We start from the raw sequence: 14,545 nt of genomic DNA on the forward strand, positions 1-14,545 counted from the left end.
GAAAAATCGTCATCTAATTAAAGATGGCGATTTTTTTATATAAAAGACTAAAAAACAAAAAGGAATTTTAAAAGATATGTCGAATTAGTATAGTAGAATAAAATAAAAGGGGCTAAACTATTATGCTAAAAGGACAATTGGAAATAAAAATAAATACATACCATAGCTTATATTCGTTAATTATTCCGAAAGATAACATTTTAAAGCAAATTAATGACCTTGTTGACTTTTCATTTGTTTATGACGAATTGATGATTAACTATAGTTCATCTATGGGTAGAGGTGCTATTAACCCCATAATGCTATTTAAATATTTACTTTTGAAAGTAATATATGAATTGTCTGATGAAGATGTTGTTGAAAGAACTCTTTATGACATGTCCTTTAAATATTTTCTAAATTTAGCCCCAGAAGAAACAAATTTAATAAACTCAAGTACACTAACTAAATTTAGAAAGCTTCGCCTTAAAGACATGAATTTATTGGATTTATTAATAAACAAGACTGTAGAACTTGCTATAAAAGAGGGGGTTTTAAAAAGTAAAGCAATAATAGTTGATGCTACGCATACCAAGTCACGTTATAACCAAAAGTCAGCAAGCGAGGAATTATTGAAACGTGCAAAAAACTTAAGAAAAACATTGTACGGAGTACATCCTGGTATTAAAGAAGAGTTACCTAATAAAGTTACAACTGGAGTACTTGAAGATATTCTTGAGTACTGCAAATTATTAATTGATACCATAAACGAGAAGCCAGAAACTGCAGCAAATCCAGCTGTGAAAACTAAATTAAACTACTTAATGGAAGCTATTAATGATGACTTAGAAAATCTAAAAATATCAAAAGATGAGGATGCAAAAGTGGGGCATAAAACTGAGGATAGTTCTTTTTTTGGATATAAATCACACCTTGCTATGAGTGAAGAACGTTTAATTACAGCAGCTGTTATTACAACTGGCGAAAAAAGTGATGGAAAGGAGCTCATAACCTTAATAGAAAAAAGCCGTGAGGCTGGTATAGATGTAAATGAAGTAATTGGAGATACAGCTTATTCTGAAAAGAAAAACCTAGAATATACAAAAGAAAATAAAATTGCATTAATTTCAAGACTAAATCCTGTAATTTCACAAGGAATGCGAAAAAAAGAAGATGAATTTGAGTTTAATAAAGATGCTGGTTTATTTGTATGTCCGGCAGGTCATATGGCTATTAAAAAAGCAAAACAGGGAAAGAAGAATGTTGGTAAAAATCAAGTGCTAACCTACTATTTTAATGTAGAAAAGTGTAAAAATTGTGTTCATAAAGATGGGTGTTATAAAGAAGGCGCTAAATCTAAAACTTATTCAGTTTCAATAAAGTCAAATACTCACAAAGATCAAATAGAGTTCGAAAAAAGTGAATATTTTAAAAAACGAGCTAGGGAACGTTATATGATAGAGGCTAAAAACAGTGAACTTAAGCACCAACATAGCTATGATGTAGCAATATCGTCAGGCTTAATTAGCATGCAAATGCAAGGTGCATTATCAATCTTCACTGTGAATCTAAAGAGAATAATTAAGTTGAAAAGCATGAAATAGGGCTTTTAAAACTTAATTATAAAATAAAAAGCATGAGATATCCCAAATATGGATATCTCATGCTTTTTCTATTCAAGCTTGAAAACTCTACTAAATAAAGAGTGCTTTTTTCAGCGGCCTCGTATAACTTAGCGGTTTTTTCTTACCTGGCGACAACCTACTCTTCCACAAGGTCACCCCTGCAGTACCATCGGCGCATTGAAGCTTAACCTTCGTGTTCGGTATGGGAACGGGTGTTACCTTCATGCCATAATCACCAGATTGAGAATATAAATATTCTCTGAAAATTGCACAGTGAATTAGTCTTCTTCCTTACGTCCGAAGCTTCGCGTTATTTCTAATTATTTAGGTCAAGCCCTCGACTTATTAGTATTAGTCAGCTGAACATGTTACCATGCTTACACCTCTAACCTATCAACCTGGTGGTCTTCCAGGAGTCTTACTAACATCGCACTTACGTGCGAGTTATGGGAAATCTCATCTCAGGGTGGGCTTCACGCTTAGATGCTTTCAGCGTTTATCCCTTCCAAACATAGCTACCCAGCGATGCCACTGGCGTGACAACTGGTGCACCAGAGGTTTGTCCATCCCGGTCCTCTCGTACTAAGGACAGCTCCCTTCAAATTTCCTACGCCCGCGACGGATAGGGACCGAACTGTCTCACGACGTTCTGAACCCAGCTCGCGTGCCGCTTTAATGGGCGAACAGCCCAACCCTTGGGACCTACTTCAGCCCCAGGATGCGACGAGCCGACATCGAGGTGCCAAACCTCCCCGTCGATGTGGACTCTTGGGGGAGATCAGCCTGTTATCCCCGAGGTAGCTTTTATCCGTTGAGCGATGGCCCTCCCACGAGGTACCACCGGATCACTAAGCCCGACTTTCGTCCCTGCTCCACTTGTAAGTGTCGCAGTCAGGCTCCCTTCTGCCTTTGCACTCTTCGCGCGATTTCCAACCGCGCTGAGGGAACCTTTGGGCGCCTCCGTTACTTTTTTGGAGGCGACCGCCCCAGTCAAACTGCCCACCTAACAATGTCCTGTGACCAGATTCATGGCCTCCAGTTAGAACCTCAGTACTGTCAGGGTGGTATCCCAAGGATGACTCCACACAGGCTGACGCCCATGTTTCTCAGTCTCCCACCTATCCTGTACAGACAATACCGAAATTCAATGCTAAGCTACAGTAAAGCTCTACGGGGTCTTTCCGTCCAATCGCGGGTAGCAAGCATCTTCACTTGCACTACAATTTCGCCGGATGTGTTGTTGAGACAGTGCCCAAATCATTACGCCATTCGTGCGGGTCGGAACTTACCCGACAAGGAATTTCGCTACCTTAGGACCGTTATAGTTACGGCCGCCGTTTACTGGGGCTTAAGTTCATACCTTCGCTTGCGCTAAGTAATCCCCTTAACCTTCCAGCACCGGGCAGGCGTCAGCCCCTATACATCAGCTTTCGCTTTAGCAGAGACCTGTGTTTTTGCTAAACAGTTGCTTGGGCCTATTCTCTGCGACCTACTTACGTAGGCACCCCTTCTCCCGAAGTTACGGGGTCAATTTGCCGAGTTCCTTAACAACAATTCTTCCGATGGTCTTAGGATTCTCTCCTCACCTACCTGTGTCGGTTTGCGGTACGGGCACCAATATCCTCGATAGAGACTTTTCTTGGCAGCGTGGAATCAGATACTTCAGGAATAAATTCCCTTCCCCATCACATCTCAGCGTTAAGAGCAAACGGATTTGCCTGTCTGCTCCGCCTAAATGCTTAGACACACATCCAATAGTGTGCACATCTTATCCTCCTGCGTCATCCCATTTCTAATAACGTCCATTGGTGGTATCGGAATATCAACCGATTGTCCATCACCTACGCCTTTCGGCCTCGGCTTAGGTCCCGACTAACCCTGAGAGGACGAGCCTTCCTCAGGAAACCTTAGGTTTTCGACCGTTAAGATTCTCACTTAACTCTCGCTACTCATGCCAACATTCTCACTTCTGTACCGTCCACCACTCCTTACGGTATGACTTCAGCCAGTACAGAAAGCTCCTCTACCGCGTACACAATTGTGTACACCCATAGCTTCGGTGGTAAGTTTTAGCCCCGGACATCTTCGGCGCAGGATCTCTTGACTAGTGAGCTATTACGCACTCTTTAAATGAGTGGCTGCTTCTGAGCCAACATCCTAGTTGTCTTAGAAATCCCACATCCTTTTCCACTTAACTTACACTTTGGGACCTTAGCTGATGGTCTGGGCTGTTTCCCTTTTGACTACGGATCTTATCATTCGCAGTCTGACTGCCGAAATAAAAGTATATGGCATTCGGAGTTTGATAGGGTTCAGTAACTGTTGTCAGCCCCTAGCCCATTCAGTGCTCTACCTCCATTACTCAATTAATCGACGCTAGCCCTAAAGCTATTTCGAGGAGAACCAGCTATCTCCGAGTTCGATTGGAATTTCTCCGCTATCCACAGCTCATCCCATGGTTTTTCAACACCAACGTGGTTCGGACCTCCACGGAATTTTACTTCCGCTTCATCCTGGCCATGGATAGGTCACCCGGTTTCGGGTCTACGACATGCAACTATGCGCCCTATTCAGACTTGGTTTCCCTTCGGCTCCGTACCTTAAGTACTTAACCTTGCTACATATCGTAACTCGTTGGCTCGTTCTACAAAAAGCACGCCGTCACACATATAAAGTGCTTCGACCGGTTGTAGGCACACGGTTTCAGGTTCTATTTCACTCCCCTTCCGGGGTTCTTTTCACCTTTCCCTCACGGTACTTCTTCACTATCGGTCACTAGGTAGTATTTAGCCTTGGGAGGTGGTCCTCCCAGCTTCCCACAAGGTTTCACGTGTCTCGTGGTACTCTGGATTAGATCTGACTGTTTTTCCTTTTCATTTACAGGCCTATTACCTTCTGCGGAGCAGCTTTCCAGCTATCTTCAATTAAGGAATTGCAGTATTTATGATCTATCCTCAACCCCCAGATCAAAGACCTGGGTTTGGGCTCTTTCCCTTTCGCTCGCCGCTACTTAGGAAATCGATGTTTCTTTCTCTTCCTCCGGGTACTTAGATGTTTCAGTTCCCCGGGTCTACCTCTGCATACCTATTTATTCAGTATGCAGTACATAGTTGTTACTATGTGGGTTCCCCCATTCGGAAATCTTTGGATCACAGGCTATTTGCGCCTACCCAAAGCTTATCGCAGCTTAACGCGTCCTTCTTCGGCTCCTAGTGCCAAGGCATTCGCCATGCGCCCTTTGTAGCTTGACCTTGATTCTGTCTATTTACATAGACGGTTATATTAATTTTGCGAAATTGTATTAAATTAATTTATAAACTACTTGCGTAGTTTTAATTTTTTTAAAACAACTTTTTTCACTGTGCAATTTTCAAAGAACATTTTAAGAAAAACTATTCATTATCTAACTCCTAAGAGTTAGATAAAATTAGTCTCTCAAAATTAAACAGAGAACTAGGTACGATTAATTACAATAGATATTTTTGAAGAACAAATTAATATTCTTCTATTGCATCGACCGAAGTCAATACATCTACTCCCTAGAAAGGAGGTGATCCAGCCGCAGGTTCTCCTACGGCTACCTTGTTACGACTTCACCCCAATCATCAATCCCACCTTCGGCCGCTGGCTCCTTACGGTTACCTCACGGACTTCGGGTGTTACCAACTCTCATGGTGTGACGGGCGGTGTGTACAAGGCCCGGGAACGTATTCACCGCGACATGCTGATTCGCGATTACTAGCAACTCCGGCTTCATGTAGGCGAGTTGCAGCCTACAATCCGAACTGGGATGAGTTTTTGAGTTTGGCTCCACCTTGCGGTCTTGCATCTCTTTGTACTCACCATTGTAGCACGTGTGTAGCCCTAGACATAAGGGGCATGATGATTTGACGTCATCCCCACCTTCCTCCCGGTTAACCCGGGCAGTCTCACTAGAGTGCTCAACTTAATGGTAGCAACTAATGATAAGGGTTGCGCTCGTTGCGGGACTTAACCCAACATCTCACGACACGAGCTGACGACAACCATGCACCACCTGTCACCCTGTCCCGAAGGACTTCGCCCATCTCTGGGTTATGCAGGGGATGTCAAGTCTAGGTAAGGTTCTTCGCGTTGCTTCGAATTAAACCACATGCTCCGCTGCTTGTGCGGGCCCCCGTCAATTCCTTTGAGTTTTAATCTTGCGATCGTACTCCCCAGGCGGAATACTTAATGTGTTAACGGCGGCACCGAGGTTCGACCCCCGACACCTAGTATTCATCGTTTACGGCGTGGACTACCAGGGTATCTAATCCTGTTTGCTCCCCACGCTTTCATGCCTCAGCGTCAGTTACAGTCCAGTAAGTCGCCTTCGCCACTGGTGTTCTTCCTAATCTCTACGCATTTCACCGCTACACTAGGAATTCCACTTACCTCTCCTGCACTCTAGACACCCAGTTTCAAATGCAGCACCCAAGTTAAGCTCGGGTATTTCACATCTGACTTAAATGTCCGCCTACGCATCCTTTACGCCCAGTAAATCCGGACAACGCTTGCCACCTACGTATTACCGCGGCTGCTGGCACGTAGTTAGCCGTGGCTTCCTCCTCTGGTACCGTCATTATCGTCCCAGAAGACAGAACTTTACAACCCGAAGGCCTTCATCATTCACGCGGCGTTGCTGCGTCAGGGTTTCCCCCATTGCGCAATATTCCCCACTGCTGCCTCCCGTAGGAGTCTGGACCGTGTCTCAGTTCCAATGTGGCCGATCACCCTCTCAGGTCGGCTACGCATCGTCGCCTTGGTGAGCCGTTACCTCACCAACTAGCTAATGCGCCGCGGGTCCATCTCAAAGTGGAATTTTCCGAAGAAAAATCCTTTGATGTTTCGATCATGCGACCAAAACATATTATGCGGTATTAATCTCCCTTTCGGGAGGCTATTCCCCTCTTTGAGGCAGGTTACCCACGTGTTACTCACCCGTCCGCCGCTAATCCACCCCGAAAGGTTTCATCGCTCGACTTGCATGTGTTAGGCACGCCGCCAGCGTTCGTCCTGAGCCAGGATCAAACTCTCAATTTAAAAGTTTACACTTTTTTAGTTGAAATGATTAATCTGCGACAACTGTTAAGTTGTTACGCAAGCTCATTACATACTTTTAGTCTTACGACTAAATTTTACTTTATACTAAAGTAATTAACTGGTTTAGCGAAATATTATTTCGCTATCTTTACCTATTTCTCTGTTTAATTTTCAAAGACCAATTTACTTTGTCATCATGTGACGACTTCTACTATATTACTAGGTATTTCTTGTTTTGTCAACAACTTTTTAAAACTTATTTTCATTTGAAAACATATTAAATAGTTATCAACACTTAGTTTATCGTGCACTCGTTTGTGACGACAAGGAGTATTCTATCATATAAATAAGAGTATAATTTCACAACATAGGTACTCTAGCTAGATTATATTCATATTTCTACATGTAAGTCTAAATAATTCAATATTCCGCATCCTGATACACATGGGTAAGTATCATTTATACTAATGTTCTAGATACTCTGTTTAATATTATAAGACCTTTGTACAGCTTACCAAAATTCGTCGCTACTAATAGTCATGTTAATATATTTACATGATTCTTCATAATAACTATTCCACTTATAAAAGTCTCCTCAATCAATACTCCAAGTATTCCAACTTTACCAAAACAAGTAAGGCCATTTCGACTTCATTAGACTATTAAAATTTTAGTGTTAATTTTAATAGTTAATTATTTCTAACCAATCGAGAGGGATCTAAGTAATTAATTTATTTATTTAGATCCCTCTTCTGTATTCATAAAAATCCCATTTATCATTTCTCCACTTTCTAGATACTTTCGTATCAGAGACATTACTCTACTATCTTTAATATCTTTCGATAGCATCCTTATTAACTTATCATGATTTATCGTATCAAAGTGTTTAGAGATGTCGACATCTACTGCCCATGTATATCCAGCATTAATATGTCCCCTACAATTCTCTATCTAGAGTTTTGCTGCCGACTTCCTCCAGATTCCACCTCACGGTGGACACCCTTGTCTTAATCTAACGGTTGGTACCATTCCCCCGCATCGGACTTTCACCGACAAGTAAGCGCCAATTTCAGGCACACAAATAAAAACCGCTAAGTATAACTGAGGCCACTGAAAAACTATATGAAAAATCGTCATCTAATTAAAGATGGCGATTTTTTTATATAAAAGACTAAAAAACAAAAAGGAATTTTAAAAGATATGTCGAATTAGTATAGTAGAATAAAATAAAAGGGGCTAAACTATTATGCTAAAAGGACAATTGGAAATAAAAATAAATACATACCATAGCTTATATTCGTTAATTATTCCGAAAGATAACATTTTAAAGCAAATTAATGACCTTGTTGACTTTTCATTTGTTTATGACGAATTGATGATTAACTATAGTTCATCTATGGGTAGAGGTGCTATTAACCCCATAATGCTATTTAAATATTTACTTTTGAAAGTAATATATGAATTGTCTGATGAAGATGTTGTTGAAAGAACTCTTTATGACATGTCCTTTAAATATTTTCTAAATTTAGCCCCAGAAGAAACAAATTTAATAAACTCAAGTACACTAACTAAATTTAGAAAGCTTCGCCTTAAAGACATGAATTTATTGGATTTATTAATAAACAAGACTGTAGAACTTGCTATAAAAGAGGGGGTTTTAAAAAGTAAAGCAATAATAGTTGATGCTACGCATACCAAGTCACGTTATAACCAAAAGTCAGCAAGCGAGGAATTATTGAAACGTGCAAAAAACTTAAGAAAAACATTGTACGGAGTACATCCTGGTATTAAAGAAGAGTTACCTAATAAAGTTACAACTGGAGTACTTGAAGATATTCTTGAGTACTGCAAATTATTAATTGATACCATAAACGAGAAGCCAGAAACTGCAGCAAATCCAGCTGTGAAAACTAAATTAAACTACTTAATGGAAGCTATTAATGATGACTTAGAAAATCTAAAAATATCAAAAGATGAGGATGCAAAAGTGGGGCATAAAACTGAGGATAGTTCTTTTTTTGGATATAAATCACACCTTGCTATGAGTGAAGAACGTTTAATTACAGCAGCTGTTATTACAACTGGCGAAAAAAGTGATGGAAAGGAGCTCATAACCTTAATAGAAAAAAGCCGTGAGGCTGGTATAGATGTAAATGAAGTAATTGGAGATACAGCTTATTCTGAAAAGAAAAACCTAGAATATACAAAAGAAAATAAAATTGCATTAATTTCAAGACTAAATCCTGTAATTTCACAAGGAATGCGAAAAAAAGAAGATGAATTTGAGTTTAATAAAGATGCTGGTTTATTTGTATGTCCGGCAGGTCATATGGCTATTAAAAAAGCAAAACAGGGAAAGAAGAATGTTGGTAAAAATCAAGTGCTAACCTACTATTTTAATGTAGAAAAGTGTAAAAATTGTGTTCATAAAGATGGGTGTTATAAAGAAGGCGCTAAATCTAAAACTTATTCAGTTTCAATAAAGTCAAATACTCACAAAGATCAAATAGAGTTCGAAAAAAGTGAATATTTTAAAAAACGAGCTAGGGAACGTTATATGATAGAGGCTAAAAACAGTGAACTTAAGCACCAACATAGCTATGATGTAGCAATATCGTCAGGCTTAATTAGCATGCAAATGCAAGGTGCATTATCAATCTTCACTGTGAATCTAAAGAGAATAATTAAGTTGAAAAGCATGAAATAGGGCTTTTAAAACTTAATTATAAAATAAAAAGCATGAGATATCCCAAATATGGATATCTCATGCTTTTTCTATTCAAGCTTGAAAACTCTACTAAATAAAGAGTGCTTTTTTCAGCGGCCTCGTATAACTTAGCGGTTTTTTCTTACCTGGCGACAACCTACTCTTCCACAAGGTCACCCCTGCAGTACCATCGGCGCATTGAAGCTTAACCTTCGTGTTCGGTATGGGAACGGGTGTTACCTTCATGCCATAATCACCAGATTGAGAATATAAATATTCTCTGAAAATTGCACAGTGAATTAGTCTTTTCGCTCACGCTCAAAGCCTCGCTTCTTTCTTACGAAAGAAGTATATCGCATTACTTTTAATTATATATTTAGGTCAAGCCCTCGACTTATTAGTATTAGTCAGCTGAACATGTTACCATGCTTACACCTCTAACCTATCAACCTGGTGGTCTTCCAGGAGTCTTACTAACATCGCACTTACGTGCGAGTTATGGGAAATCTCATCTCAGGGTGGGCTTCACGCTTAGATGCTTTCAGCGTTTATCCCTTCCAAACATAGCTACCCAGCGATGCCACTGGCGTGACAACTGGTGCACCAGAGGTTTGTCCATCCCGGTCCTCTCGTACTAAGGACAGCTCCCTTCAAATTTCCTACGCCCGCGACGGATAGGGACCGAACTGTCTCACGACGTTCTGAACCCAGCTCGCGTGCCGCTTTAATGGGCGAACAGCCCAACCCTTGGGACCTACTTCAGCCCCAGGATGCGACGAGCCGACATCGAGGTGCCAAACCTCCCCGTCGATGTGGACTCTTGGGGGAGATCAGCCTGTTATCCCCGAGGTAGCTTTTATCCGTTGAGCGATGGCCCTCCCACGAGGTACCACCGGATCACTAAGCCCGACTTTCGTCCCTGCTCCACTTGTAAGTGTCGCAGTCAGGCTCCCTTCTGCCTTTGCACTCTTCGCGCGATTTCCAACCGCGCTGAGGGAACCTTTGGGCGCCTCCGTTACTTTTTTGGAGGCGACCGCCCCAGTCAAACTGCCCACCTAACAATGTCCTGTGACCAGATTCATGGCCTCCAGTTAGAACCTCAGTACTGTCAGGGTGGTATCCCAAGGATGACTCCACACAGGCTGACGCCCATGTTTCTCAGTCTCCCACCTATCCTGTACAGACAATACCGAAATTCAATGCTAAGCTACAGTAAAGCTCTACGGGGTCTTTCCGTCCAATCGCGGGTAGCAAGCATCTTCACTTGCACTACAATTTCGCCGGATGTGTTGTTGAGACAGTGCCCAAATCATTACGCCATTCGTGCGGGTCGGAACTTACCCGACAAGGAATTTCGCTACCTTAGGACCGTTATAGTTACGGCCGCCGTTTACTGGGGCTTAAGTTCATAGCCTCGCTTGCGCTAACTAATCCCCTTAACCTTCCAGCACCGGGCAGGCGTCAGCCCCTATACATCAGCTTTCGCTTTAGCAGAGACCTGTGTTTTTGCTAAACAGTTGCTTGGGCCTATTCTCTGCGACCTACTTACGTAGGCACCCCTTCTCCCGAAGTTACGGGGTCAATTTGCCGAGTTCCTTAACAACAATTCTTCCGATGGTCTTAGGATTCTCTCCTCACCTACCTGTGTCGGTTTGCGGTACGGGCACCAATATCCTCGATAGAGACTTTTCTTGGCAGCGTGGAATCAGATACTTCAGGAATAAATTCCCTTCCCCATCACATCTCAGCGTTAAGAGCAAACGGATTTGCCTGTCTGCTCCGCCTAAATGCTTAGACACACATCCAATAGTGTGCACATCTTATCCTCCTGCGTCATCCCATTTCTAATAACGTCCATTGGTGGTATCGGAATATCAACCGATTGTCCATCACCTACGCCTTTCGGCCTCGGCTTAGGTCCCGACTAACCCTGAGAGGACGAGCCTTCCTCAGGAAACCTTAGGTTTTCGACCGTTAAGATTCTCACTTAACTCTCGCTACTCATGCCAACATTCTCACTTCTGTACCGTCCACCACTCCTTACGGTATGACTTCAGCCAGTACAGAAAGCTCCTCTACCGCGTACACAATTGTGTACACCCATAGCTTCGGTGGTAAGTTTTAGCCCCGGACATCTTCGGCGCAGGATCTCTTGACTAGTGAGCTATTACGCACTCTTTAAATGAGTGGCTGCTTCTGAGCCAACATCCTAGTTGTCTTAGAAATCCCACATCCTTTTCCACTTAACTTACACTTTGGGACCTTAGCTGATGGTCTGGGCTGTTTCCCTTTTGACTACGGATCTTATCATTCGCAGTCTGACTGCCGAAATAAAAGTATATGGCATTCGGAGTTTGATAGGGTTCAGTAACTGTTGTCAGCCCCTAGCCCATTCAGTGCTCTACCTCCATTACTCAATTAATCGACGCTAGCCCTAAAGCTATTTCGAGGAGAACCAGCTATCTCCGAGTTCGATTGGAATTTCTCCGCTATCCACAGCTCATCCCATGGTTTTTCAACACCAACGTGGTTCGGACCTCCACGGAATTTTACTTCCGCTTCATCCTGGCCATGGATAGGTCACCCGGTTTCGGGTCTACGACATGCAACTATGCGCCCTATTCAGACTTGGTTTCCCTTCGGCTCCGTACCTTAAGTACTTAACCTTGCTACATATCGTAACTCGTTGGCTCGTTCTACAAAAAGCACGCCGTCACACATATAAAGTGCTTCGACCGGTTGTAGGCACACGGTTTCAGGTTCTATTTCACTCCCCTTCCGGGGTTCTTTTCACCTTTCCCTCACGGTACTTCTTCACTATCGGTCACTAGGTAGTATTTAGCCTTGGGAGGTGGTCCTCCCAGCTTCCCACAAGGTTTCACGTGTCTCGTGGTACTCTGGATTAGATCTGACTGTTTTTCCTTTTCATTTACAGGCCTATTACCTTCTGCGGAGCAGCTTTCCAGCTATCTTCAATTAAGGAATTGCAGTATTTATGATCTATCCTCAACCCCCAGATCAAAGACCTGGGTTTGGGCTCTTTCCCTTTCGCTCGCCGCTACTTAGGAAATCGATGTTTCTTTCTCTTCCTCCGGGTACTTAGATGTTTCAGTTCCCCGGGTCTACCTCTGCATACCTATTTATTCAGTATGCAGTACATAGTTGTTACTATGTGGGTTCCCCCATTCGGAAATCTTTGGATCACAGGCTATTTGCGCCTACCCAAAGCTTATCGCAGCTTAACGCGTCCTTCTTCGGCTCCTAGTGCCAAGGCATTCGCCATGCGCCCTTTGTAGCTTGACCTTGATTCTGTCTATTTACATAGACGGTTATATTAATTTTGCGAAATTGTATTAAATTAATTTATAAACTACTTGCGTAGTTTTAATTTTTTTAAAACAACTTTTTTCACTGTGCAATTTTCAAAGAACATTTTAAGAAAAACTATTCATTATCTAACTCCTAAGAGTTAGATAAAATTAGTCTCTCAAAATTAAACAGAGAACTAGGTACGATTAATTACAATAGATATTTTTGAAGAACAAATTAATATTCTTCTATTGCATCGACCGAAGTCAATACATCTACTCCCTAGAAAGGAGGTGATCCAGCCGCAGGTTCTCCTACGGCTACCTTGTTACGACTTCACCCCAATCATCAATCCCACCTTCGGCCGCTGGCTCCTTACGGTTACCTCACGGACTTCGGGTGTTACCAACTCTCATGGTGTGACGGGCGGTGTGTACAAGGCCCGGGAACGTATTCACCGCGACATGCTGATTCGCGATTACTAGCAACTCCGGCTTCATGTAGGCGAGTTGCAGCCTACAATCCGAACTGGGATGAGTTTTTGAGTTTGGCTCCACCTTGCGGTCTTGCATCTCTTTGTACTCACCATTGTAGCACGTGTGTAGCCCTAGACATAAGGGGCATGATGATTTGACGTCATCCCCACCTTCCTCCCGGTTAACCCGGGCAGTCTCACTAGAGTGCTCAACTTAATGGTAGCAACTAATGATAAGGGTTGCGCTCGTTGCGGGACTTAACCCAACATCTCACGACACGAGCTGACGACAACCATGCACCACCTGTCACCCTGTCCCGAAGGACTTCGCCCATCTCTGGGTTATGCAGGGGATGTCAAGTCTAGGTAAGGTTCTTCGCGTTGCTTCGAATTAAACCACATGCTCCGCTGCTTGTGCGGGCCCCCGTCAATTCCTTTGAGTTTTAATCTTGCGATCGTACTCCCCAGGCGGAATACTTAATGTGTTAACGGCGGCACCGAGGTTCGACCCCCGACACCTAGTATTCATCGTTTACGGCGTGGACTACCAGGGTATCTAATCCTGTTTGCTCCCCACGCTTTCATGCCTCAGCGTCAGTTACAGTCCAGTAAGTCGCCTTCGCCACTGGTGTTCTTCCTAATCTCTACGCATTTCACCGCTACACTAGGAATTCCACTTACCTCTCCTGCACTCTAGACACCCAGTTTCAAATGCAGCACCCAAGTTAAGCTCGGGTATTTCACATCTGACTTAAATGTCCGCCTACGCATCCTTTACGCCCAGTAAATCCGGACAACGCTTGCCACCTACGTATTACCGCGGCTGCTGGCACGTAGTTAGCCGTGGCTTCCTCCTCTGGTACCGTCATTATCGTCCCAGAAGACAGAACTTTACAACCCGAAGGCCTTCATCATTCACGCGGCGTTGCTGCGTCAGGGTTTCCCCCATTGCGCAATATTCCCCACTGCTGCCTCCCGTAGGAGTCTGGACCGTGTCTCAGTTCCAATGTGGCCGATCACCCTCTCAGGTCGGCTACGCATCGTCGCCTTGGTGAGCCGTTACCTCACCAACTAGCTAATGCGCCGCGGGTCCATCTCAAAGTGGAATTTTCCGAAGAAAAATCCTTTGATGTTTCGATCATGCGACCAAAACATATTATGCGGTATTAATCTCCCTTTCGGGAGGCTATTCCCCTCTTTGAGGCAGGTTACCCACGTGTTACTCACCCGTCCGCCGCTAATCCACCCCGAAAGGTTTCATCGCTCGACTTGCATGTGTTAGGCACGCCGCCAGCGTTCGTCCTGAGCCAGGATCAAACTCTCAATTTAAAAGTTTACACTTTTTTAGTTGAAATGATTAATCTGCGACAACTGTTAAGTTGTTACGCA

The 14,545-nt window shown here is 43.1% G+C and carries 2 protein-coding genes and 6 rRNA genes; 2 read left to right on the top strand and 6 right to left on the bottom strand.

All coding sequences use genetic code 11. The features are described 5' to 3' along the window. Window positions 1–122 precede the first annotated feature (122 nt). Window positions 123–1,583 (top strand): IS1182 family transposase, encoded by a 1,461-nt coding sequence (locus KTC94_RS10570; protein WP_220287894.1) that lies wholly within the window; start codon window positions 123–125, stop codon window positions 1,581–1,583. A gap of 144 nt (window positions 1,584–1,727) precedes the next feature. On the opposite strand, the gene rrf (KTC94_RS10575) is transcribed toward KTC94_RS10570, so the two are convergent. The 3 genes from rrf (KTC94_RS10575) to KTC94_RS10585 all read right to left on the bottom strand — a co-directional run bounded on the left by rrf (KTC94_RS10575) (window position 1,728) and on the right by KTC94_RS10585 (window position 6,665). Then, a 5S ribosomal RNA gene (gene rrf, locus KTC94_RS10575) occupies window positions 1,728–1,844 on the bottom strand. Between the two features lie 85 nt (window positions 1,845–1,929). Continuing rightward, window positions 1,930–4,855 (bottom strand): 23S ribosomal RNA (locus KTC94_RS10580). Window positions 4,856–5,147: 292 nt separating this feature from the next. Further along, window positions 5,148–6,665: ribosomal RNA gene (locus KTC94_RS10585) — 16S ribosomal RNA — on the bottom strand. Together the 16S, 23S and 5S rRNA genes form the textbook arrangement of a ribosomal RNA operon. Window positions 6,666–7,911: 1,246 nt before the next feature. On the opposite strand from KTC94_RS10585, the gene KTC94_RS10595 reads away from it, so the two are divergent. After that, a complete protein-coding gene (locus KTC94_RS10595) occupies window positions 7,912–9,372 on the top strand; it encodes an IS1182 family transposase (RefSeq protein WP_220287894.1) in 1,461 nt (486 codons plus the stop codon). Between the two features lie 144 nt (window positions 9,373–9,516). On the opposite strand, the gene rrf (KTC94_RS10600) is transcribed toward KTC94_RS10595, so the two are convergent. The 3 genes from rrf (KTC94_RS10600) to KTC94_RS10610 form a co-directional block, all read right to left on the bottom strand. Further along, window positions 9,517–9,633 (bottom strand): 5S ribosomal RNA (gene rrf / locus KTC94_RS10600). A gap of 116 nt (window positions 9,634–9,749) precedes the next feature. Further along, a 23S ribosomal RNA gene (locus KTC94_RS10605) occupies window positions 9,750–12,675 on the bottom strand. A gap of 292 nt (window positions 12,676–12,967) precedes the next feature. Then, window positions 12,968–14,485: ribosomal RNA gene (locus KTC94_RS10610) — 16S ribosomal RNA — on the bottom strand. Window positions 14,486–14,545: the final 60 nt, after the last annotated feature.

Origin of the sequence: Clostridium sp. CM028, assembly GCF_030585565.1 — a bacterium.
GTDB lineage: Bacteria > Bacillota > Clostridia > Clostridiales > Clostridiaceae > Clostridium_AD > Clostridium_AD estertheticum_B.

Coding starts and splice junctions, on each gene's coding strand:
- KTC94_RS10570 (WP_220287894.1), top strand. CDS start 123: ATGCTAAAAGGACAATTGGAAATAAAAATAAATACATACCATAGCTTA.
- KTC94_RS10595 (WP_220287894.1), top strand. CDS start 7,912: ATGCTAAAAGGACAATTGGAAATAAAAATAAATACATACCATAGCTTA.